The following is a 21,460-nucleotide window of genomic DNA, read 5'->3' as shown; positions in this document are numbered from 1 at the left end:
TCAGTTGGGCCTGCCTAGAAGCAATTCCAGGAAAGTGTGGCGCGGTCCGTGCGGAATTGCGTCAGACAGAAAGAAACGATCTTAACCAGCCCGGCGATGCATGCCTCGGAAATGGTTTCCTTTTCCCGCCGATCGATTAATCTCGTTTCATCCGCGACGTGCCGCCGTCAGGAGCGGCTCCCACGGGTTGAGGGGAACCCATGAGCAGGAACGCGACATCGTCCGCCTTGCCGTCTTCGCCGCTCCGCCTGCTTGTTCGTGCAAAAACCTTGCTGCTGCTGGCTTGTGCCGGCGCGGCGCTTTCGGCGGCCGGCTGCCAGAAGCAGCAGGCGGCGGAAAAGAAATTGCCGGTGGTGGTGACGACGCAGACGGTCGTGCTCGCCAACTACGCGCCACGGACCTCGCTGACCGGGGTGATCGCGGCACGCACGCTCAACAATCTGTCGTTCCGCGTCGGCGGCCGGGTCGCCGAACGTCTGGTCGATGTCGGCCAGCATGTCGACCAGGGCGCGGTGCTTGCCCGCATCGACCCGCAGGAACAGGAATCCGACCTGCGTTCGGCCCAGGCCGATCTCGACGCGGCGCAGGCGCAGCTGACCCAGGCCGCGGCCACCTACCAGCGGCAAAAGACGCTGCTTTCGCAGGGTTTCACGACGAGACGGGAATTCGACACCGCCAACCAGACGCTGAAAGTGTCGCAAGGCAGCGTCGACGCGGCGCAGAGCGCCTTAGCCAACGCCAAGGAAAACCTTTCCTATACCGAGCTCAAGGCGGGCGCCGCCGGCGTCATCACCGCGCGCCAGGTCGAGGCCGGGCAGGTGGTGCAGGCGGCGCAGACCGTGTTCACCATCGCCGAGGACGGCGACCGCGACGCGGTCTTCAACGTGCATGAAACGCTGGTTGCCCAGACGCCGCCCTCGCCCGCGGTGACGATCACGCTGCTGTCGGACCCACAGATCAGGGCTGTGGGCAAGGTGCGCGAAATCTCGCCGGCGGTCGATACCCAGTCGGGATCGATCCGGGTCAAGGTCGGCATCCCCGACACGCCCGCCGGCATGCCGCTGGGCGCGGCCGTGATCGGCACGGTCAGCGCCAGGTCGGTGAAAGCCATCCTTTTGCCCTGGCAGGCGCTGACCTCGACGGCGGGCAAGCCCGCCGTCTGGATCGTCGACCCGTCGAGCAAGGCGGTGGCGACGGCGCCGGTCGACGTGCTCGCCTTCGATTCCGGTATCGTCGTCGTCGACAAGGGTTTGCAGGAAGGCCAGAGCGTCGTCACCGCCGGCGGACAGTTGCTCAGTCCCGGACAGAGGATCGAGGTGGCGGGGGCGAACCAATGAGCCGATTGCCGCGCATCGCTCCCCTGCTCGTCCTTGCAGCGCTTGCCGCCTGCTCGCGCTCGGAAGAGAAGCCGCCGGAGATCATCCGGCCGGTGCTGTCGGTGATGATCGAACCGAAGACAGTCGAGACCTTCGGCTTCGCCGGTTCGGTCGAGCCGCAATTCAGCGCCGACCTTGCCTTCCGCCTGCTCGGCCGCGTCGTCTCGCGCGACGTCAAGGTCGGTGACCTCGTCACCAAGGGCACGACCATCGCGGCGCTCGACCCGACGGCGCTGGAGCTTGCCGTCCAGGCATCGAAAGCCGATCTGTCGAACGCGCAGGCGCAGTTCACCAACGCCGCCGCCAGCGAGGATCGCCAGCGGCAGCTGCTTGCCTCGGCCAACACCTCGCAAGCCACTTTCGATGCCGCGAAGCAAGCGCGGCAGGCGGCGGAAGCCGGCGTGGAGCGCGCCAATGCCGCTTTGGCCAAGTCGCAGGAGCAGCTCGGCTACGCCCGGCTGTTTTCCGATTTCGACGGCGTCGTCACCGCTACCGGCGCCGAAGTCGGCCAGACCGTTTCGGCCGGGCAGACCGTCGTCACCGTGGCGCGCACCGACCCGCGCGAGGCGGTGGTCGACATCCCCGACCAGCTGGTCGGCGACCTCACCGTCGGCATGCCCTTCGAGATCGTTCTGCAGTCGGTGCCGAGCATCAAGGCGGACGCCAAGCTGCGCGAGATCGCGCCGCAGTCGGAAGGCACAACCCGCACACGGCGCGTCAAGCTGACGCTGGTCAATCCGCCGACGGCTTTCCGGCTCGGCTCGACGATCACGGCGACGCGCATGACCAAAGTCGCGCCGACAATCGAACTGCCGATATCGGCGCTGCTCGAAAAGGACGGCTCGGAGAAAGTCTGGATCGTCGATCCGCGATCCTCCAGCGTGAGCACGCGCGAGATCAAGGTCGCCTCGAAGGGCGGCGGCAGCTTCACGGTGGCGGAAGGGCTCGAGGCCGGCATGCGCGTCGTCACCGCGGGCGTGCACAGCCTGAGCGAAGGCCAAAAGGTCAAAGTACCGGAGGGAGGGGTCTGATGAAGGGCTTCAATCTCTCCGACTGGGCGCTCGGCCACCGTTCGCTGGTCTGGTATTTCATGCTGGTCTTCGTGGTGGCCGGCATCTTCTCCTATCTCAACCTCGGCCGCGAGGAAGACCCTGCCTTCACCATCAAGACCATGATCATCCAGGCCAACTGGCCCGGAGCCTCGGTCAAGGAAACGGTGCAGCAGGTGACCGACCGCATCGAGAAGAAGCTCGAGGAGCTCGACAGCCTCGACTTCACCCGCTCCGTCACCACCGCCGGCCAGACCGTCATCTTCGTCAACCTGAAGGACACCACCAAGGCGCGCGACGTCGTGCCGAACTGGCTTCAGGTGCGCAACATGGTCAACGACATCAAGGCGCAGTTCCCGCAGGGCGTGCAGGGGCCGTTCTTCAACGACCGTTTCGGCGACGTCTACGGCAACATCTATGCCTTCACCGCCGACGGGCTGACGCCGCGCCAATTGCGCGACTATGTCGAGGACGTCCGCACCAGGATCCTGACCGTGCCGAATGCCGGCAAGGTCGATCTGGTCGGGGCGCAGGACGAGGCCATCTACCTCGAATTCTCGACCCGCCAGATCGCGGCGCTCGGCCTCAACCAGCAGGCGATCGTCGCCAGCCTGCAGGCGCAGAACGCGATCACGCCGTCCGGCGTCATCCAATCCGGGCCGGAGCGCATCAGCGTGCGCGTCGGCGGCCAGTTCACCTCCGAGGAGAGCCTGCGGGCCATCAACCTGCGCGTCAACGACCGCTTCTTCCGGCTGAGCGACGTGGCGACGATCCGGCGCGGCTATGTCGACCCACCGACTGCCCTGTTCCGCTTCAACGGCCAGGGCGCGATCGGGCTCGCCATCGGCATGAAGCCCAACGCCAATCTGCTGAAATTCGGCGAGGCGCTGCACGAGGAGATGCAGAAGGTGCTGGCCGATTTGCCGGTCGGCGTCGGCGTGCATCTGGTCGCCGACCAGCCGGTCATCGTCGAGGAGGCGGTGTCCGGCTTCACGCGGGCGCTGTTCGAAGCCGTCGCCATCGTGCTCGCCGTCTCCTTCATCAGCCTCGGGCTGCGCGCCGGCTTCGTGGTCGCGCTGTCGATACCCCTGGTGCTCGCGATCACCTTCACCGTCATGGAATATCTCGGGATATCGCTGCAGCGCATTTCGCTCGGCGCGCTGATCATCGCGCTCGGGCTGTTGGTCGACGACGCGATGATCGCGGTCGAGATGATGGTGGCGCGGCTGGAGGTGGGTGACAATCTGCGCAAGGCGGCGACTTATGTGTACACGTCGACCGCCTTCCCGATGCTGACCGGCACGCTGGTGACGGTCGCCGGCTTCATCCCGATCGGCCTCAATTCGAGCGCCGCCGGCGAATACACCTTCACGCTCTTCGTCGTCATCGCGGTGTCCTTGCTTGTGTCATGGATCGTGGCGGTGCTGTTTGCGCCGCTGCTCGGCGTCACCATCCTGCCGGCGACGATGAAGGCCAAGCATCACGACCAGCCTGGCCGCTTCACCTCGCTGTTCAGGCGCGTGCTCGTCTTCTCGGTGCGCCGCCATTGGCTGACGATCATCGTGACGGTGCTTCTGTTCGCGGCTTCGATCGCCGGCTTCGGGCTTGTGCAGCAGCAGTTCTTCCCGCCTTCCGATCGGCCGGAGCTGATCGTCGACTGGAACCTGCCGCAAAACTCCTCGATCACCGAGACGCGCGACCAGATGGAGCGCTTCGAGCAGCGCGCGCTGGTCGGCAATCCCGACATCGACCACTTCTCCTCCTATATCGGCCAGGGCGCGGTGCGCTTCGTGCTGGCCTATGACGTGCAGCCGGCCAATCCCTATTTCGGCCAGACGGTGATCGTCACCAAGAGCATCGAGGCACGCAACCGGGTGAAACCGGCGCTGGAGAAGCTGCTGCGCGCGGAGTTTGTCGGCACCGATGCCTTCGTCAAGCCGCTCGAGCTCGGGCCACCGGTCGGGCGTCCAGTGCAGTACCGCGTCGGCGGTCCCGACATCCAAACGGTGCGGGAACTCGCGCAGCAGTTTGCCGGCGTGATCTCGGCCAATCCGAAGCTTGCCGCGCCGACCTTCGACTGGAACGAGCCGCAGCGCGTGTTGAGGGTCGACGTGCTGCAGGACAAGGCGCGCCAGCTCGGCATCACCTCGTCCGACATCGCCAGCGCGCTGAACAGCACGGTGGGCGGCTCGACGATCACGCAGGTGCGCGACGCGACATATCTCATCAATGTCGTGGCGCGATCGCGCGAAGCCGAGCGCGGCTCGATCGAGACGCTGCAGAACATGCAGCTGCCGACCGGAAACGGCGAAGCGATCCCGCTCGCCGCGGTCGCCAACTTCCGCTACGACCTCGAGCAGCCGACCGTGTGGCGCCGCAACCGGACGCCGACGATCACCGTGCGCGCCGGGCTGGTCGGCGACGTACTGCCGGCCACCGTCGTCACCGAGCTGGAGCCGTCGGTCGAAGCCTTTATCGCCAAGCTGCCGCCCGGCTATTCGGTCGAGACGGCGGGCTCCGTCGAGGAAAGCGCCAAGAGCCAGGGGCCGATCGCGGCCGTGGTGCCGCTGATGCTGTTCATCATGGCGACCATCCTGATGGTGCAGTTGCAGAGCTTCCAGCGCCTGTTCCTGGTGGTGGCGGTGGCGCCGCTCGGCCTGATCGGCGTGGTGGCGGCGCTTGTGCCCAGCGGCGCGCCGCTGGGTTTCGTCGCCATTCTCGGCGTGCTGGCGCTGATCGGCATCCTGATCCGCAACTCGGTCATCCTGATCGTGCAGATCGAGGACCTCGTCGCCGAAGGCAAGGACCGCTGGGCGGCGGTGATCGAGGCGACCGAGCATCGCATGCGGCCGATCGCGCTGACCGCCGCGGCCGCCAGCCTGGCCCTGATCCCGATCGCGCGCGAAGTGTTCTGGGGACCGATGGCCTACGCCATGATGGGCGGCATCATCGCCGGCACGGCGATCACCCTGCTGTTCCTGCCGGCGCTTTACGTGACTTGGTTCAGGGTGAAGGAGCCGAAGGAGGGGCAGGACGGCGGAGCGGCAGCAACGTAATCAACGTCGCGATCCTTCACACCCCTCTCTGGCCCTGCCGGCCATCCCCCGCAAGGGGGGAGATTGAGCGCTCGGCGGGTTTCGCCAATCACCAATGCTGCAGGATAGAGCGAGGCGCAAGAACTGCTGATCTCCCCCCCTTGCGGGGGAGATGTCCGGCAGGACAGAGGGGGATGCGGCGACGGAACGCAACCTACGGACCTACACCCTGACAAACCCCTCGCTCGCCCTGAGCAGATTGCGCGTATAGTCCTCACTGACGCGGTGGCCGATCAGCTGGCTCGCGGTCAGCGTTTCCACCGCCTCGCCGTTCTGCATCACCATCAGCCGCTCGCACATATGGGTAATGATGGCGAGGTCGTGGCTGACCATCAGGAAGGTGAGCTTGCGGCGGCGGCGCACCTCTTCCAGCAGGTTCAGCACCTCCGCCTGCACCGAGGCGTCGAGCGCCGAGGTCGGCTCGTCGAGCAGAAGGACCGAAGGTTCGAGGATCAGCGCGCGCGCAATGGCGACGCGCTGGCGCTGGCCGCCGGAGAGCTGGTGCGCGTAGCGGAAGCGGAAGCCCTTGCCGAGGCCGACCTCGTCCAGCGCGCGCTCGATGCGCTTCTCGCCGTCGGCAATGCCATGGATCGCAAGCGGCTCCTGCAGCAGGCGGTCGAGCGTCTGGCGCGGATGCAACGAGCCGTAGGGGTCCTGGAACACCATCTGCACATCGCGGTAAAAGGCCTTGTCGCGGGTCTTGCCAAGGGTCTTGCCGTTGACGGTGATGGTGCCCGAAGCGACAGGCGCAAGGCCGGTGATGGTCCTCAGCAGCGTCGACTTGCCGGAGCCGCTTTCGCCGACAAGGCCGTAGGATTCGCCTTCCCGCACGTCGAGGCTGACGCCCTTCAGCGCGCGGAAACGGTCGAAGACCACTTCCAACCCTTCGACAGTGATGGAAGCCGTCATTCCGCCCACTCCGGCTTGCGGTCGAGCACCGGCAGCGGGTGGCGCTCGAAGCCGATCCTCGGCATGCAGTTGAGCAGGCCGCGCGTGTAGGGGTGCTGCGCATCGCGCAGTTCGGAAGCCTTGATCTGCTCGACGACCTTGCCGGCATACATGACGACGACGCGGTCGCAGAAGGACGAAACCAGGCGCAGGTCGTGCGAGATAAAGATCAAGCCCATGCCACGCTCGGCGACGAGCTTGTCGAGGATCTTGAGCACGTCGAGCTGCACGGTGACGTCGAGCGCCGATGTCGGCTCGTCGGCGATCATCAGCTCGGGCCCGGTGACCAGCATCATGGCGATCATGGCGCGCTGGCCCATGCCGCCCGAGACCTCGTGTGGGTAAAGGTCGAAGACACGGGCCGGATCGCGGATCTGCACCGCCTGCAGCATGGCCAAAGCGCGCTTGCGAGCCTCGGCCTTGGAGACCTTTTCATGCGTGCGCAGCGTCTCGACGATCTGGCGGCCGATAGTCATCACCGGATCGAGCGAATATTTCGGATCCTGCAGGATCATGGCGATGCGGTTCCCCCGCAACGCGCGTCGCTGGCGGGGCGATATCGACAGCAGATCTATGCCGTCGAAGGCGAGCTTCCTGGCCGATACCTCGGCCTGCGGCGGCGTCAGCCCCATGATGGCGCGGCCGGTCTGCGATTTGCCGGAGCCGCTCTCGCCGACGATGCCGAGACGCTCGCGACCGAGCGAGAAGGAGACGCCGCGCACCGCGTGTACAAGGCCGGTGCGGGTCGGGAAGGTGACGCGCAGGTCGTCCACGTCGAGGAGCGTGTCGCTCATTGGTCACCACTCATTGATCACCACTCCGGGGATCGAGCGCATCGCGCAGGCCGTCGCCGAGCAGGTTGAAGCCGAGGCTGACGATGAGGATGGCGGCACCAGGTGCAGCGGCGACCCACCACTGGTCGAGGATGAAGCGGCGGCCGGACGCGATCATCGCGCCCCATTCGGGCAGCGGCGGCTGGGCGCCGAGGCCAAGGAAGCCGAGACCGGCGGCGGTCAGGATGATGCCGGCCATGTCGAGCGTGACGCGAATGATCAGCGAGGAGATGCAGAGCGGCATGATGTGGCGCAGCACGATGCGGAAGGGCGATGCGCCCATCAACTGCACCGCCTTGATGTAGTCGGAGTTGCGCACCGTCAGCGTTTCCGCGCGAGCAATGCGGGCGTAAGGCGGCCAGGAGGTGATGGCGATCGCCAGCACCGCGTTCTCGATGCCGGGTCCGAGCGCCGCGACGAAGGCGAGCGCCAGCACGAGCTTCGGAAAGGCAAGAAAAATGTCGGTGATGCGCATCAGGATCGTGTCGGTCCAGCCGCCGGCATAACCGGCGATCGTGCCGACCAGCAGGCCGATGGGCGCGGCGATGATGGCAACGAGGATCACGACATAAAGCGTCCAGCGCGCGCCGTAGACGATGCGCGAATAGATGTCGCGGCCAAGGTCGTCGGTGCCGAACCAGTGCGCGGCGCCCGGCGGCAGCAGGCGGGCGTTCTTCAGATCGCCGACGGTCGGCGAATAGGGCGCCAGCACATCGGCAAAGGCGGCCACCACCAGCAGCGCGATGATGATCAGCATGCCGACCAGCGCCAGCCGATTGGCGGAGAAGCGACGCCAGGCGACATAGGCGCGGCCGAGCCTTGCCTGCAGGCGCGAGACCGGCCGGTCGCTGAGCAGCCACGCGCGACGGGACTGGATGGTTTCGGCGCTCATCCAACCCTCGTCCTTGGATCGAGCAGCCGGTAGAGCAGATCGGACAAGAGGTTGATGGCGATGAAGACCGAGCCGATGGCGATGGTGCCACCAAGCACCGCGTTCATGTCGGCGTTCTGCAGCGAATTGGTGATGTAGAGGCCGATGCCCGGCCAGGAGAAGACGGTCTCGGTCAGCACCGAGCCTTCGAGCAGGTTGGCATAGGAAAGCGCGATCACGGTGACCATCGGCACGGCGGCGTTGCGCAGCGCGTGACCCCAGATGATGCGGCGCTCCGACAGGCCCTTGGCGCGCGCCGCGACGATATATTCCTGCGCCAGCTCGTTCAGCATGAAAGAGCGGGTCATGCGGCTGATATAGGCGAGCGACAGATAGCCGAGCAACGCGGCCGGCAGGACGATGTGACGCCAGGCGTCGTAGAAGACGTCCCACTGCCCCTGGATCGCGGCATCGAGCAAATAGAAGCCGGTGATCGGCGTGAATGTGTATTCGTAGACGACGTCGAGCCGCGCCGGAAAGGCGATCCACTGCAGCTTGGCGTAGAACAGCACCAGCCCGAGCAGACCGAGCCAGAAGATCGGCACGGAATAGCCGATGAGGCCGACGATGCGGGCGACCTGGTCGATCAGGCTGCCGCGCTTGACGGCGGCAAGCACGCCGAGCGGCACGCCGATGACGGCGCCGATGATCGTGCCCAGCGTCGCCAGCTCGATGGTCGCCGGGAAGACCCGGCGGATATCGGTCATCACCGGATTGGTGGTCAGCACCGACGTGCCGAAGTCGCCGCTCAGCGCTGCTTTGACATAGAGATAGAACTGCTCGATCCAGGGCAGGTCGAGTCCCATCTCGCGGCGCGTACGCTCGACGACGGCGGTCGGCGCGCGGTCGCCGAGAACGGCCAGCACCGGATCGATCGGGATGACGCGGCCGATGAAGAAGGTCACCGCGAGAAGACCGAGATAGGTCGTCACCGCAATGACCAGGAAGCGGCCGAGCGACGATAGAATGGCGACGGCGCGGGCGCTGCCGCCCCCTGCCGCCGCCTGGTTTTCAGTTACGCTCACGCGGCGGGTCCGCCGACGCTATTCCTTGGAGACCGGGCCGACGAAATTGGTGTCGAAGCTCGGGCCGAGCGCAAAGCCCTTGAGGTTCTTGCGCAGCCCCGCCACTTCCAGCTGCTGGTGGATGATGACGAAGGGGCTGGTGTCGAGGATCTTCTGCTGCAGGTCCTTGTACATATCGGCGCGCTTGCCCGAATCCTTCTCCAGCAGCGCCGCCTCGGTTTCCTTGGTCAGGTCCGGGATGTCCCAGGCATTGCGCCAGGCCAGCGTCTTGATCTTGGCGTCGTCGGAATTGTCCGGGTTAGAGGCGAAGGTCTGGGCGTTGGAGTTCGGATCGAAATAGTCCTGGCCCCACTGGCCGATATAGATATCGTGGTTGCGGGCGCGGTATTTGGTCAGCGTCTGCTTACCATCGCCCGGAATGATCTCCATCTGAATGCCGGCCTGGCCGAGCGTCTGCTGGATCGACTCCGCCATGCCGGTCGTCGGCTGGCCCGTGCGCACGTCCATGGTTACCTTGAAACCATCAGGCAGACCCGCCTTGGCGAGCAATTCCTTGGCTTTGGCGACATCGAATTTGAAGGGATTGTCATCCATTGCGCCGAGGTCGCCCTTGGGCAGGAAGGACTGATGGATTTCGCCGATGCCCTTGAGGATGGTGGCGCCGAGCGCATCGTAGTCGACCAGATATTTGAACGCCTGCCGAACCTCGGGCTTGGCAAGCGTCGGGTTCTTCTGGTTGAGGCTGATGTAATAGACCGTGCCCTTCGGCGCGCTGGTGGTGGTGAGATCGGCGTTCTTGGCAATGGCGTCGAGGTCGTTCGGCTCGAGGTTGCGGGCGACGTCGATATCGCCGGCCTCGAGCGCCAGGCGCTGTGCCGAGCTTTCCTTCATGTTGCGATAGATGACGCGCGCGAGCTTGGCCTTCTCGCCATTGTAATTGTCGTTGCGCTCCATGACGACGGCCTCGTTGGCGCGCCACTCACGCAGCTTGTACTGGCCCGAACCCGCATAGCCGGTCTTCAGCCAGGCATTGCCGAAGTCGTTGTCCCATTTGTAGTCGGCGCTCGGCGTGACGGCGGCGACATGTTCCTTGACCAGCTTGGCGTCGACGACCGAGGCGACCGTGGCCGACAGGCAGTTCAGCACGAAGCTCGGCGCGTAGGGTTTGTCGACGACGAACTGGAAGGTGGTGTCGTCGACGGCCTTGGCCTTTTCGGTGACATTGTCGCCGGTGATGCCGAACTGGTTGATGATGAAAGCCGGGCTCTTGTCGAGCTTGATGGCGCGCTCGAAGGAATAGGCGACATCGGCCGCGCTGATCGGATTGCCGGACGCGAATTTCATGCCCGGCTTCAGCTTGAACGTGTAGGTCAGGCCGTCATCGGAAACGGTCCAGCTCTCGGCGAGGTCGCCCTTGACCTTGGACGTGTCGCTGAGGTCGAGGCGGACCAGGAGATCATAGGTGTTGCCGGTGACCTCGGCCGTCGACAGCTCGAACGCTTCGCCCGGGTCCATCGAGATGATGTCGTCAATGGCGAAGCCCTCGACCAGCGTGTCGGCCGGCGTGACCGCGAAGGCGGGCGCTGCGAGCAGCGCGGACAGCGCGGCGCCCGCAAGCAAGGCGCGAGAGCGGTGAGCAAACTTTTCCAGCATCATGGTGATCGTTCCCTGTTTTGTTGACCTGAGTTCCCGGCTCAGGGCTGTATTCTTCTTTGCAAGGCCGGCTTCGACCGCTTACCGTCGTGGTTTTTGTCCAGTTGGTCAACTCCCTATTCGACGGCCCACGAAGCGGCAACGCGCTCTCTGCGCGACACCGTATCGGACCAAAGGGCCGCGATGAGTCGACCATGCGCCGGCTAATTGAAGCCGCCGATCCGGAAAAATTTGCCAGGGTCCGTGCCTGGAAGGCAGCCGCTATTTCAGCTGCGCGACCAGCGCTGCATCGGGAAAGCAGGTGGCGGGCCTGCCGTTCTTGGACTGCCAGATGCCGATCGAGCGGCGCGTCTTGAAGCCGGGCAGGCCGTCGGCGCTGCCGACATCGTAGCCCTTGGCCTCCAACGCCCGCTGCAGGGCGGCGATATCGGAACGATGGAGGTCGCCGACCGCGCCCCAGGCGCCGGCGAAAGTGGCGTCGCCCCGGGCGATGCGGTCGGCGGCATGGCCGATGAACAGCCCATAGAGATCGCTGTTGTTGTATTGCTTGATCACATAGAAGTTCGGCGTGACGATGAAGCCTGGGCCGCTGCGCCCGGCCGGCATCAGAAGGAAACCCTCGGCCTTCAACTCGCTTGGTGGAAACGCCTTGCCGTCGACGCGCCTGATGCCCATCGCCACCCAATCGGAAATCTTCTTGCCCTGGTCGGGTCCTTCGAGCGAGCAGGAGACATTGGCCGGAACCGTCACCTCGGTCCCCCAGCCGCGCCCCCTCACCCAGCCATAATGGACGAGGTAGTTGGCGATCGAGGCGAGCACGTCGGGCGTCGAATTCCAGATGTCGGGCCGGCCGTCGCCATCGAAGTCGACGGCGTGCTTGAGGAACGAAGTCGGCATGAATTGCGGCTGGCCGAGCGCGCCGGCCCAGGAGGACTTCATCGCGTTGACCGGCGCCAGCCCGCGCTCGACGATTTCGAGCGCCGCCAGCACCTCGGTGCGGAAGAAATCCTTCTTGGTCGACATGAACGCCTTGGTGCCCAGCACCTCGAAGGCGTCATAAGGCATCTTGGCCGCGCCGAAGCCGGTCTCGCGACCCCAGATGGCCAGCACGATCTCGCCAGGAACGCCGTAGCGCTTCTCGATCAGCCCGAGCGTCCGGGCGTTGGCGCTCTCGCGCGTCCTGCCGCCCGACGTGACGGCCCGAACGATCTTCTCAGCGAAATAGTTGGCCGGCGGGCCGAACTCGGCCTGGTGCTGCTTCTGCGGCGTCGTCGGCTTTTCGCCGGGCAGGACGAGATCGGGCAGCTTGAGGTTCGGCTTCACGCCGAGGAAGGCGGCGTCGAAGGTTTTCTTCGAGATGCCCTTGGATTTGGCCTCGGGCCAGAGATCGGTTTGGAGCCAGGCCTGGAACTGGTCGTCGATGGCGGCGGCGCGGGTGGGGGTGGTGAGAAGGAGGCTGAATATTGCGAGCAGAAGAAATGCAAGGCTGTACTTGGAAAAGCCGCGTTCTGTCGCCCCCCTCCCCAGTCTCCTCAAAACGCCGTCCTCGATCGCAGCGCAGCGGCCAGCGTGCCTTCGTCAAGGTAATCGAGCTCGCCGCCGACCGGCACGCCATGCGCGAGCCGCGTCACCTTGACCTCGAAGCCAGACAACTGATCCGTCAAATAATGCGCGGTGGTCTGCCCCTCGACGGTGGCGTTGACGGCAAGGATGACTTCTTTCACCTCGCCGCCAGCGACGCGGTCGACCAGCGATCGAATGTTGAGCTGGTCGGGACCGATGCCGTCGAGCGGCGACAGCGTGCCGCCGAGCACATGGTAGCGCACATTCATGGCCGCCGCGCGCTCCAGCGCCCAGAGGTCCGAGACGTCCTCGACGACGATCAGCGTGCCGGCGTCGCGGCGCGGGTCGGTGCAGATCATGCACGGATCGGAGGTGTCGACATTGCCGCAGGTCGAGCAGATGCGCACCTTGTCGACCGCCTCGCCCATGGCGGCGGCCAAAGGCTCGAGCAGTTGCTCCTTCTTCTTGATGAGATGAAGCGCGGCGCGCCTGGCTGACCGCGGGCCAAGCCCCGGCACCTTGGCCAAGAGCTGGATCAGGCGTTCGATTTCCGGACCGGCGATTCTCTTCGACATCGCCTTGATCTAGAGCAATTCCAGGAAAAGTGCGAAGCGGTTTTCATTCCGGAATTGCGTGAAAACGAAAAGATCGATCAGTTCGCCGTTTCGTAAATGGCGGACTGATCCAGGATTTTTCAGGACAGCCAGCAACGGCACAGGGCCCGCCATGCTGCCATGACGGGCCCTGTGTTGGATGCAATCGGGTTTCAGTTGGCTTCGAGCGGCCGGTTCTGGCTGACGATCATCGCGCCGATGGCGTCGGTGTTCTCAGGCGTCGACTGGAAGCCCATCGCCGCTTCCTGTGGCGCGTTGGGCACCGAGGTGATGTAACGGCCCTTGAGCGTGCCGCCGAAACGCGAGGCGTCCGGTTCGGCCATCGGCTCCTGCATCGCCACGACCACCTGCTTCTGCGCGAGACGGCCGGACTTCGAGGATGATGGGGCAGCCGGAGCGGCGGAAGCCGTCACATAGGTCTGGTCGGTGGAAGCGGTTTCGGTCCGCGCGGCAGCCATCGCTGCTTGCTTGGCGGGATCCGAACGGACGATCGTCTTGACCACCGGCTCGGCGGAAGCCACCAGAACCGGAGCGGCAGGGTCGATCTTCTGCTGTTTGTCGGAGGCCATGGCGACCATCGGCTCGTCCGGCAGCGGCTGCCAGTTGCGGCCGCGCTTCTCATAGAAGGCGTTGCCGCCGGCGACCATGGTGTAATGCATGTTCTTGTAGGGGAAGTGCAGGCCGGCGGTGTGGAAATACATCGTGTTCTTGAGCTTGGTCTTGCGCTCGCCGCGCAGCACCGCGTCGGCGGCTTCCTCGACGTCGGGCAGCGCCCTGGAGTTCATCGGCCGCGTCATCACGCCGGGCGCGAACTGGCCTTTCTCACCGACGACTTCGCAGATGGTGTTGCCGTGCTGGCCCGAGCGCAGCCGGTTCATCACGACCGTGCCGACGGCGACCATGCCGTCGCGACTCGACCGGTTGGACTCGAAGAACATCGCCCGTTGCAGGCACTCCTTGTCCTTCAGCGAGTGGCTGGAACGGGAAGTGAGGAAACTCGGCGTGAGGGCATCGGTCAGGCCCGACACCGACATGCCATGCGAGGAAGTGGTCTGGCTGCAGCCGGCCAGGAGCAAGGGGGAAGTGACGATGCCGATAAGCAGCAGCGGCGTCTTCCATCGCGTCGCGATCACCAAAAAAGCCTCATGTCCAGATGCCAGCCCGCCCCGAGATGTGGCAAGAATGAGACTCTTTCGGGCAAAAAGATGGCTAGAGGGTTAGCAACTTCTGGACTTGGGTAAAACTTTATGAAAGCCGCGAAATGAACCCGTGAGCAACGCCGGCAAAATGGTTAACAACGCGCCGCGCGCTCAATTTCCGTTCATAATCAATTAACTGGCGGACGCCGCCTCAGAACGGCAATTTCATTCCAGGCGGAATCGGCAGGCCCGCCGTCAATGCCTTGGTCTTCTCCTGCATCACCTGCTCGACCTTATTTTTGGCGTCATTGTGGGCGGCCAGGATGAGGTCTTCCAGAATCTCGGCTTCGTCCGCCTTGATGAGCGACGGATCGATCTTCAGCGCCTTCATCTCGAACTTGCCGGTCAGCGTGATGCTGACCAGACCGCCGCCGGCCTGGCCGGTGGCTTCAAGCGTGGCGATCTCGTCCTGCATGGCCTGGAACTTGGCCTGCATTTCCTTCGCCTTGCCCATCAGGCCGAGAAGATCTTTCATCGGGGTGGTCCTCTAAAAATGTTTCAGATTTCGTCGTCGTCGGCCGCAGGCTCGACCGGCACTTCGGCCTCGGCCTCTTCCACGTCCGGCACGTCGGGAATGCGCACGTCGATGATCTTGGCGCCGGGGAAACGGGCGAGAATGGCCGCGACCGTGGGATCGGCCTTGGCGTCGGAGAATGCGTTCTCGCGCTTCGTCGTCTCCATTTCGGCCAATGTCTGGCCGCCCTCTTCCTTCGACAGCGACACCAGCCAGTTGCGGCCGGTCCAGGCGCGCAGCTTGGCGGTGAGGTCGTTGAGCAGCATTTTCGGTGCGTCGTCGGTCAAGGTGACGTCGAGACGGCCGGGCTCGATGCGAACCGGCCGCACGCAGCGTTTCAAGAGCACCTTGAAGGCCATGTCGCGATTGGCGTCGGCAAGCGCGACGATATCGGCCAGCGATTTGACCGGAACGACGGGCGCCTCGGCGACCGGCTCCGGCGCCGGAACGAAAGCGGCGGGCGCGGGCTGCGTTTCGACCAGACGCATGGTCTGCGCCCCGCCACCGGTGGAAGCCGGCATCCGCGCCTGCGCGACAGCGCTCGCGCCGCCATTGCCGGGACCTGCCGGCGCTCCGTTGGTGCGCGGCGGCGCACCGTTTGGCACCGGGGACGCACCCTCGAGCGATTTCAGCGCCTCGTCCAGCGTCGGCAGGTCGGCGGCATGCGCCAGCCTGATCAGCACCATCTCGCCGGCGCTGACCGGACGATTGGAGGACTGCACCTCGGGAATGCCCTTCAACAGCATCTGCCAGGTCCGCGACAGGACGCGCACCGAAAGCGTTGCGGCGAATTCGGCGCCGCGCCGACGCTCGTCCTCAGAAAGCGAAGCGTCGTCGGACGCCGACGGCACGAAGCGCAGGCGGGTAACGAGATGGTTGAACTCGGCAAGATCGGTGAGCACCGCGGCCGGATCGGCGCCGGTGTCGTATTGGGCGCGGAATTCGGCGAGCGCCGCCGCCACGTCGCCCTTCATGACATGCTCGAACAGGTCGATGATGCGGGCGCGGTCGGCAAGGCCGAGCATGGCGCGCACGGCTTGCGCGCTCACCGTGCCGCTGCCATGGGCGATCGCCTGGTCGAGGATAGACAGCGAATCGCGCGCCGAGCCTTCGGCGGCCCGCGCGATCATCGCCAAAGCCTCGTCGTCGACGGAAATGCCTTCCTTGGCCGCGATCGAGGACAGATGCCCGACCAGCGCGCCGGCATCGATGCGCCTCAGGTCGAAGCGCTGGCAGCGCGACAGGACCGTGATCGGCACCTTGCGGATCTCGGTGGTAGCGAAAATGAATTTGACGTGCGGCGGCGGCTCTTCCAGCGTCTTCAACAGGCCGTTGAAGGCCTGGGTGGAGAGCATGTGCACTTCGTCGATGATGTAGACCTTGTAGCGGGCCGAGACCGGCGCGTAGCGCACCCGATCGATGATGTCCCTGATGTCGTCGATGCCCGTATGGGAGGCGGCGTCCATCTCGATGACATCGACATGGCGCCCTTCCATGATCGCCTGGCAATGCTCGCCGGGGATCGACAGGTCGACGGAGGGCTGGTCGACTGTTGCGGTCTTGTAGTTCAAGGCCCGCGCGAGGATGCGCGCGGTCGTCGTCTTGCCGACGCCGCGCACGCCGGTCAGCATCCAGGCTTGGGCGATGCGGCCTGTGGCAAAGGCGTTGGTCAGCGTGCGGACCATCGGCTCCTGGCCGATCAGCTCGGAGAAGTTCGAAGGACGATATTTGCGCGCCAGGACGCGATAAGCGCCTGCCTTACCTGTTTGCAGGCTTTCTGGCCCCAAATTTCCGGCTTCGCTCATTCGCCGTCAAAAGCTCCCAGGACCGCGACGGAAGGCGGCCGATTCCTGCGCATAGTCTCACCCGCACGGCTCGGCGCCGTCAATGTCGCGGGAGAAAGGCGAAGAGGCGGGAGGCTGGAACAATGACCCGTTCCGGGCTCGTTAGGGCTGCTTCCTTCCGGACCTGACCCGGTTGGCGAGTGGATCGTCCACCACCAACCTCCCGCGTTCCATATCGGCAATTCGGCGGCGAAATGCAAGGGCCGAGCCAGAACCGCAGTCACATCGAAGGCGGAAAGTCCTTCAAATCGATGACGGCGATCAATGAATCGCTTGCAGCCACCTTGCCGCCGCTCTAGCGTTCCCCGGTTTGGAAAATGCTTACAAATTACAAAAGTGAAGGAAACGCCCATGCTGCCTGGCCTCAAGGCCGGTTTCACGCTGGACGCGCGGCTGGAGGCGGATAGCGAGCAGCTTATGTGGCTTGGCCTTTGCGAGCTCAGGCTGATGAACGACCGCCGCTGGCCATGGCTGGTGCTGGTGCCGCAGCGGCCGGGTGTCGAGGAAATCCACGAAATGACGCCGCTCGACCAGGCGATGCTGACCTTCGAGACCAATATGGTGGCGCAGGCGCTGAAGCGGGTGACCGGATGCACCAAGATCAACACCGGCGCTTTGGGCAACATCGTGCGCCAACTGCACGTCCATGTCGTCGCCCGCTCCGAGGGCGATCCCGGCTGGCCGGGACCGGTCTGGGGGCTTGGCATGCGCGAACCCTACCAGCGCTCCGATATCAGGCGGTTTGCCGAAACGATCAAGGCGGCGCTATAAGCTGACTAGTGTCCATTCCGCACCCAGAGCCCTCAGCACACCCCGAGTCCCCATGAGCTTTCGCCTGTTCGACGCGCCCCTGCGCGAGCCCAGTCAATTCGTCGGTTTCGCCGGCAACCAGATCGATCGGCAGTCCGAGAACCGCGCCGACGACGCGGTCGAAAAGGCGCTGGCCGACCGGACCGCGCGGCTGATGCTGATGCATGCCGGCCGGCTCTACCTCAAACTCGACGACGGCAAATTCGACCCGTGGTTCATGGCGGATGAAAGCCGGGCCTTCGAGGTTTCGCTCGATCAGGGCGTGCTGCTCGGCTTTTCCGAGGAAGGCCCTGTGCTGGCGGTGGCCGCCGGCGTCGAGCCGGAAAAGCTGCCCGAGACGATCAAGGCGATCGACTATCGTTCCGTCTATATGCAGGGGCTGGTCGACGAGGCGGCCGCCGGCGCGCTGGCGCAAGGCGCGGCGCTGCTCGCCTGGCACACCAGCCACGCCTTCTGCTCGAAATGCGGCAACCGCTCGGAGATGCGGGCCGGCGGCTACCGGCGCCATTGTCCGGCCTGCGGCACCGACCATTTCCCGCGCACCGACCCGGTGGCGATCATGCTGACGGTGACGCATGAAAAATGCCTGCTCGGACGCGGCAAGCATTTCGCGCCGGGCATGTATTCAGCGCTTGCCGGCTTCATCGAACCGGGCGAGACGATCGAGGCGGCGGTGCGGCGTGAGACGCTTGAAGAGGCTGGCATACGCCTCGGCCGCGTCGTCTACCACGCCAGCCAGCCCTGGCCGTTCCCCTATTCGCTGATGATCGGCTGCTTCGGCGAGCCGCTCAACGAGGATATCCAGGCCGACCTCAACGAACTCGAGGACTGCCGCTGGTTTTTCCGCGACGAGGTGCGCACGATGCTGGACAGGACGCATGCCGACGGCCTGATCACGCCGCCGAAAGGGGCGATCGCCCATCACCTCATCCGCGCCTGGGTCGACAGCGAATAGGAGCAGAAGAATGATCCGCCACACCGTCGTGTTCACGCTGAAGCACCCGCTGCAATCGCTGGAGACGAAGCGCTTCCTGCACGACGCCAAGAAGATCCTCACCGGGATCAAGGGCGTCACGCATTTCGAGCAGCTGCGGCAGGTGAGCCCCAAGAACGACTACCAGTTCGGCTTCTCGATGGAGTTCGCCGACCAGGCGGCCTACACCCGCTACAACGAGCATCCCGACCACGTCGCCTTCGTGCGCGACCGCTGGGTGCCGGAAGTGGAGTCGTTCATGGAGATCGACTATGTGCCGCTGGGGTTCGGCTGATATCGGGTCGAGCGCTTCCGTCGGAGATTAGCGAAGGCCTTCGTGCTTCGTCATCCACGGGCGAAGCAAGGAGCGAAGCGACGCGCGCAGACCCGAGGATCCATGCCGTGACTTCGACGCGTTGCGACGGTCCAGAATTCTGCTCCGCTGCGCCCCTCGACCGAGGTAACGGCATGGATCCTCGGGTCTGCGCTCCGCTTCGCGTCGCTCCGCCCGTGGATGACGACTTCGCGAAGGCTTCCGCCAATCTCGAAGGTCGTGAGCTCCGAACCGCCGGCTGACGGCCACTAACCGTTCAGTCCGCCACCTTCCACTGCTCACGTGAGTCGCTTGCCGGATAGACGCCGAGGATGCGCACCTCGCGCGAGAAGAAGCGCAGCTCGTCCAGCGCCAGCTTGACCAGCGGATCGTCGGGATGGCCCTCGATGTCGGCGTAGAACAGCGTCGCGGTGAAGGCGCCGAGCTGGTAGCTCTCCAGCTTGGTCATGTTGATGCCGTTGGTGGCGAAGCCGCCCATGGCCTTGTAGAGCGCGGCCGGCACGTTGCGGACACGGAAGATGAAGGTGGTCATCATCTTGGCGTCCGGTGCGGGACGCTCCACCCATTGCTTGTTCTTGGTCAGCACGACGAAGCGAGTGACGTTCGAATCGGTGTCCTCGACATTCTTCTCGACGATGTCGAGCCCATAGAGCTCGGCTGCCAGTGCGGGCGCCAGCGAGGCCATGGTGCGGTCCCTGACCTCCGACACCATTTTCGCCGAACCCGCGGTGTCGCCGGCGATCACCGGCTTCCAGCCGTTCTTGCGGATGTATTTGCGGCATTGGCCGAGCGCGTGGATATGGCTGTGGACGGTCTTGATTTCTTCGCGCTTCACCCCCGGCAGCACCATCAGCTGGAAATGGATCGGCAGGAAATACTCGCCGACGATGTGCAGCTTCGATTCCGGCAAGAGGTGGTGGATGTCGGCGACGCGCCCAGCGATCGTATTCTCGATCGGGATCATGGCGAGCTCGGCCTTGCCGGTCTCGACCGCGTTGAAGGCATCCTCGAAGGTCGGGCACGGCAACGGTTCCATCGACGGGAACATGTTGCGGCAGGCCGTGTCGGAATTGGCGCCGGGCTCGCCCTGGAAGGAAATTCTGTTGGTCTTAGCGGTCATTACGGATATCTCAGTTTGAAAGGATCTTTCGCGCCCGCTCCAGATCGTCGGGGGTGTCGACGCCAAGCGGCAGCGATTTGACGATCTCGGCGTCGATGCGCATGCCGGCTTCCAGCGCGCGCAACTGCTCGAGGCGCTCGCGCCGCTCCAGCGGCGATGGCTTCAGCGCGACGAAGCGTTCGAGCGCGGCGCGGCGATAGGCGTAAAGGCCGATGTGGTGGTAGAGCGGCCCCTCGCCCCAGGGCGCGGTGGCGCGGGTGAAATAGAGCGCCTTCAGCCGTGTCGCGGAACGCGGCGAGCCGACGATCTTGACCACATTCGGATTGGTCTTCTCCTCGGCGCGCACGATCTCGACGCCGAGCGTGGCGATATCGACCGATCTGTCCTCGAACGGCCGCAGCGACGCGCCGATGATCTCGGGATCGATGGTCGGCAGATCACCCTGGACGTTGACGATCGTCTCCACCCGCTTTTCGGGATCGAGGGCCGTCAGCGCCTCGAAGATGCGGTCGGAGCCCGATTCGTGATCCGGGCGGGTCATGACCGCCTCGAAACCATGTGCCCGCACGGCTTGCGCGACGGCTTCGGTGTCGGTCGCCACCACGACGCGGCCAAGCCCGGCCTCGGCGCCGCGCCGGGCGACATGGACGATCATCGGCGCGCCGGCAATGTCGGCCAGCGGCTTGCCCGGCAAGCGCGTCGAGGCCATGCGGGCGGGGATCAGGATCAAGGTTGACATCGGATTTCAGGGCGGTCGAAAAACGCGGATGGAAAAGTGGCAAAAGGTCTCACTGGAAGCGCCCTTATAGGTGTTGCAACGCCAGAGCAAAAGACCTAGTTTCCGCCCGATTTGACTGGCCTTTCAGGGCAGTTCGCGATACCGACGGACGGAGTGGACGGGACGGTCCGCCGGAAAAGGGAGCAAGGGGCGTATGGATTCCAACGAAGTCAACAAGCTGCTCGGCGGATTTCTGGGAACCTGCTTCATCGTGTTTTCGATAGGTCTCGTCTCGGACGGGCTGTTCGCCTCGCCGGCGCCGGAGAAGCCCGGCTTCGCCATCGAGGCCCAGGAGCCGACCGAAGGCGGCGCCGCCGCGCCTGCGGCGGCCGAAAAGCCGATCGCCGACCTGCTCGCCACCGCCAATGCCGAGGCGGGCGCAGCCATCTTCAAGAAGTGCCAGGCCTGCCATTCCGGCGAAAAAGGCGGCCCCAACAAGGTCGGCCCGGATCTTTGGGATCTGGTCGATCGTCCCGTCGCCGAGCATGAAGGCTTCGCCTATTCGGCCGGCATGAAGGAGTTTTCGAAGGGCGGCGCCGAGAAGTGGACCTACGAGAACATCAACCACTTCATTACTTCGCCGAAGAAGTTCGTGAAGGGCACGGCGATGGGCTTCGCCGGCCTGCCGAAGGAAGAAGACCGGGCCAACGTGATCGCCTATCTGCGCACGCTGTCGGACAATCCGAAGCCGCTGCCGACGCCAGGTGCTGCCGCCGACGCCTCCAAGCCCGCGGACGCTGCCAAGCCCGGCGATGCCGCCAAGCCGGCGGACGGCGCGGCCAAGCCGGCCGAGGGAACCGC

19 protein-coding genes and 1 other RNA gene are annotated in these 21,460 nt (G+C 64.9%); 7 read left to right on the top strand and 13 right to left on the bottom strand.

Going from position 1 to position 21,460, the window contains the following annotated elements; genetic code table 11:
• Positions 1–200: 200 nt before the first annotated feature.
• From FJ471_RS19725 to FJ471_RS19715, 3 genes are read left to right on the top strand one after another with little or no spacing between them, the layout of a single operon-like run.
• Complete coding sequence (locus FJ471_RS19725) at positions 201–1,337, top strand: efflux RND transporter periplasmic adaptor subunit (protein WP_140805994.1); 1,137 nt, start codon at positions 201–203, stop codon at positions 1,335–1,337.
• Entirely contained in the window at positions 1,334–2,407 is a 1,074-nt protein-coding gene (locus FJ471_RS19720; protein ID WP_140805992.1) for an efflux RND transporter periplasmic adaptor subunit, read from the top strand. The genes FJ471_RS19725 and FJ471_RS19720 overlap by 4 nt, the downstream gene beginning before the upstream one ends.
• Positions 2,407–5,481 carry an efflux RND transporter permease subunit gene (locus FJ471_RS19715; RefSeq protein ID WP_140805990.1) on the top strand — a complete coding sequence of 1,025 codons (3,075 nt, stop codon included), beginning with the start codon at positions 2,407–2,409 and terminating at the stop codon, positions 5,479–5,481. The genes FJ471_RS19720 and FJ471_RS19715 overlap by 1 nt, the downstream gene beginning before the upstream one ends.
• A gap of 201 nt (positions 5,482–5,682) precedes the next feature.
• Here FJ471_RS19715 and FJ471_RS19710 read toward each other — a convergent pair whose 3' ends face one another.
• The 11 genes from FJ471_RS19710 to ffs all read right to left on the bottom strand — a co-directional run bounded on the left by FJ471_RS19710 (position 5,683) and on the right by ffs (position 16,808).
• Complete coding sequence (locus FJ471_RS19710; RefSeq protein ID WP_140805988.1) at positions 5,683–6,429, bottom strand: ABC transporter ATP-binding protein; 747 nt, start codon at positions 6,427–6,429, stop codon at positions 5,683–5,685.
• Positions 6,426–7,262 (bottom strand): ABC transporter ATP-binding protein, encoded by an 837-nt coding sequence (locus FJ471_RS19705; protein ID WP_140805986.1) that lies wholly within the window; start codon positions 7,260–7,262, stop codon positions 6,426–6,428. The genes FJ471_RS19710 and FJ471_RS19705 overlap by 4 nt, the downstream gene beginning before the upstream one ends.
• A gap of 10 nt (positions 7,263–7,272) precedes the next feature.
• Entirely contained in the window at positions 7,273–8,193 is a 921-nt protein-coding gene (gene nikC, locus FJ471_RS19700; RefSeq protein ID WP_140805984.1) for a nickel transporter permease, read from the bottom strand.
• Positions 8,190–9,257 carry an ABC transporter permease gene (locus FJ471_RS19695; RefSeq protein ID WP_140805982.1) on the bottom strand — a complete coding sequence of 356 codons (1,068 nt, stop codon included), beginning with the start codon at positions 9,255–9,257 and terminating at the stop codon, positions 8,190–8,192. The genes nikC and FJ471_RS19695 overlap by 4 nt, the downstream gene beginning before the upstream one ends.
• An 18-nt stretch (positions 9,258–9,275) precedes the next feature.
• Positions 9,276–10,910, bottom strand: a complete 1,635-nt coding sequence (locus FJ471_RS19690) for an ABC transporter substrate-binding protein (RefSeq protein ID WP_181179585.1) — start codon at positions 10,908–10,910, stop codon at positions 9,276–9,278.
• A 261-nt stretch (positions 10,911–11,171) separates the two neighbouring features.
• The gene (locus FJ471_RS19685) at positions 11,172–12,383 is read right to left on the bottom strand and encodes a lytic murein transglycosylase (RefSeq protein ID WP_246684770.1); all 1,212 of its coding nucleotides are present in this window, start codon (positions 12,381–12,383) and stop codon (positions 11,172–11,174) included.
• A gap of 59 nt (positions 12,384–12,442) precedes the next feature.
• Positions 12,443–13,048: a recombination mediator RecR gene (recR, locus tag FJ471_RS19680; RefSeq protein ID WP_040985994.1), complete on the bottom strand. Its 606-nt coding sequence runs from the start codon at positions 13,046–13,048 to the stop codon at positions 12,443–12,445.
• Between the two features lie 191 nt (positions 13,049–13,239).
• Positions 13,240–14,220, bottom strand: a complete 981-nt coding sequence (locus FJ471_RS19675) for a cell wall hydrolase (RefSeq protein ID WP_140805963.1) — start codon at positions 14,218–14,220, stop codon at positions 13,240–13,242.
• Positions 14,221–14,437: 217 nt separating this feature from the next.
• On the bottom strand, positions 14,438–14,761 hold the full coding sequence (locus FJ471_RS19670) for a YbaB/EbfC family nucleoid-associated protein (protein ID WP_040993963.1): 324 nt from the start codon (positions 14,759–14,761) through the stop codon (positions 14,438–14,440).
• Between the two features lie 23 nt (positions 14,762–14,784).
• Positions 14,785–16,605 (bottom strand): DNA polymerase III subunit gamma/tau, encoded by a 1,821-nt coding sequence (locus FJ471_RS19665; RefSeq protein ID WP_140805961.1) that lies wholly within the window; start codon positions 16,603–16,605, stop codon positions 14,785–14,787.
• A 106-nt stretch (positions 16,606–16,711) separates the two neighbouring features.
• Positions 16,712–16,808: signal recognition particle sRNA small type (gene ffs / locus FJ471_RS19660), an RNA gene on the bottom strand.
• Positions 16,809–16,995: 187 nt separating this feature from the next.
• Here ffs and FJ471_RS19655 point away from each other — a divergent pair.
• The 3 genes from FJ471_RS19655 to FJ471_RS19645 are packed head-to-tail and all read left to right on the top strand — an operon-like array spanning position 16,996 to position 18,722.
• Positions 16,996–17,415 (top strand): HIT family protein, encoded by a 420-nt coding sequence (locus FJ471_RS19655; RefSeq protein WP_140805959.1) that lies wholly within the window; start codon positions 16,996–16,998, stop codon positions 17,413–17,415.
• A 52-nt stretch (positions 17,416–17,467) separates the two neighbouring features.
• A complete protein-coding gene (nudC, locus tag FJ471_RS19650) occupies positions 17,468–18,409 on the top strand; it encodes an NAD(+) diphosphatase (protein WP_140805957.1) in 942 nt (313 codons plus the stop codon).
• 10 nt (positions 18,410–18,419) lie between these two features.
• A complete protein-coding gene (locus FJ471_RS19645; protein ID WP_140805955.1) occupies positions 18,420–18,722 on the top strand; it encodes a Dabb family protein in 303 nt (100 codons plus the stop codon).
• A gap of 295 nt (positions 18,723–19,017) precedes the next feature.
• Here the strand turns inward: FJ471_RS19645 and FJ471_RS19640 are convergent, their stop codons facing one another.
• Together FJ471_RS19640 and FJ471_RS19635 are read right to left on the bottom strand one after the other, a co-directional pair.
• On the bottom strand, positions 19,018–19,881 hold the full coding sequence (locus FJ471_RS19640; protein WP_140805953.1) for a prephenate dehydratase: 864 nt from the start codon (positions 19,879–19,881) through the stop codon (positions 19,018–19,020).
• Positions 19,882–19,891: 10 nt separating this feature from the next.
• Positions 19,892–20,620, bottom strand: coding sequence for a 3-deoxy-manno-octulosonate cytidylyltransferase (locus FJ471_RS19635; RefSeq protein WP_140805951.1), 729 nt, complete (start codon positions 20,618–20,620; stop codon positions 19,892–19,894).
• Between the two features lie 193 nt (positions 20,621–20,813).
• Here FJ471_RS19635 and FJ471_RS19630 point away from each other — a divergent pair.
• Positions 20,814–21,460, top strand: a 647-nt coding sequence (locus FJ471_RS19630) for a cytochrome c family protein (protein WP_140805949.1), incomplete at its 3' end; no start/stop codon positions are given.

It is taken from the genome of Mesorhizobium sp. B2-7-1, assembly GCF_006440735.1.
In the GTDB taxonomy this organism is placed as follows: Bacteria; Pseudomonadota; Alphaproteobacteria; order Rhizobiales; family Rhizobiaceae; genus Mesorhizobium.
This window is presented reverse-complemented; position numbering and strand designations above follow the sequence as displayed.

What these genes read in the sequence shown, in the direction of transcription:
- FJ471_RS19725 (WP_140805994.1), top strand. Translation starts at nt 201, where the DNA reads ATGAGCAGGAACGCGACATCGTCCGCCTTGCCGTCTTCGCCGCTCCGC.
- FJ471_RS19720 (WP_140805992.1), top strand. Translation starts at nt 1,334, where the DNA reads ATGAGCCGATTGCCGCGCATCGCTCCCCTGCTCGTCCTTGCAGCGCTT.
- FJ471_RS19715 (WP_140805990.1), top strand. Translation starts at nt 2,407, where the DNA reads ATGAAGGGCTTCAATCTCTCCGACTGGGCGCTCGGCCACCGTTCGCTG.
- FJ471_RS19710 (WP_140805988.1), bottom strand. Translation starts at nt 6,429, where the DNA reads ATGACGGCTTCCATCACTGTCGAAGGGTTGGAAGTGGTCTTCGACCGT.
- FJ471_RS19705 (WP_140805986.1), bottom strand. Translation starts at nt 7,262, where the DNA reads ATGAGCGACACGCTCCTCGACGTGGACGACCTGCGCGTCACCTTCCCG.
- nikC (WP_140805984.1), bottom strand. Translation starts at nt 8,193, where the DNA reads ATGAGCGCCGAAACCATCCAGTCCCGTCGCGCGTGGCTGCTCAGCGAC.
- FJ471_RS19690 (WP_181179585.1), bottom strand. Translation starts at nt 10,910, where the DNA reads ATGCTGGAAAAGTTTGCTCACCGCTCTCGCGCCTTGCTTGCGGGCGCC.
- recR (WP_040985994.1), bottom strand. Translation starts at nt 13,048, where the DNA reads ATGTCGAAGAGAATCGCCGGTCCGGAAATCGAACGCCTGATCCAGCTC.
- FJ471_RS19670 (WP_040993963.1), bottom strand. Translation starts at nt 14,761, where the DNA reads ATGAAAGATCTTCTCGGCCTGATGGGCAAGGCGAAGGAAATGCAGGCC.
- FJ471_RS19665 (WP_140805961.1), bottom strand. Translation starts at nt 16,605, where the DNA reads ATGAGCGAAGCCGGAAATTTGGGGCCAGAAAGCCTGCAAACAGGTAAG.
- FJ471_RS19655 (WP_140805959.1), top strand. Translation starts at nt 16,996, where the DNA reads ATGCTGCCTGGCCTCAAGGCCGGTTTCACGCTGGACGCGCGGCTGGAG.
- nudC (WP_140805957.1), top strand. Translation starts at nt 17,468, where the DNA reads ATGAGCTTTCGCCTGTTCGACGCGCCCCTGCGCGAGCCCAGTCAATTC.
- FJ471_RS19645 (WP_140805955.1), top strand. Translation starts at nt 18,420, where the DNA reads ATGATCCGCCACACCGTCGTGTTCACGCTGAAGCACCCGCTGCAATCG.
- FJ471_RS19640 (WP_140805953.1), bottom strand. Translation starts at nt 19,881, where the DNA reads ATGACCGCTAAGACCAACAGAATTTCCTTCCAGGGCGAGCCCGGCGCC.
- FJ471_RS19635 (WP_140805951.1), bottom strand. Translation starts at nt 20,620, where the DNA reads ATGTCAACCTTGATCCTGATCCCCGCCCGCATGGCCTCGACGCGCTTG.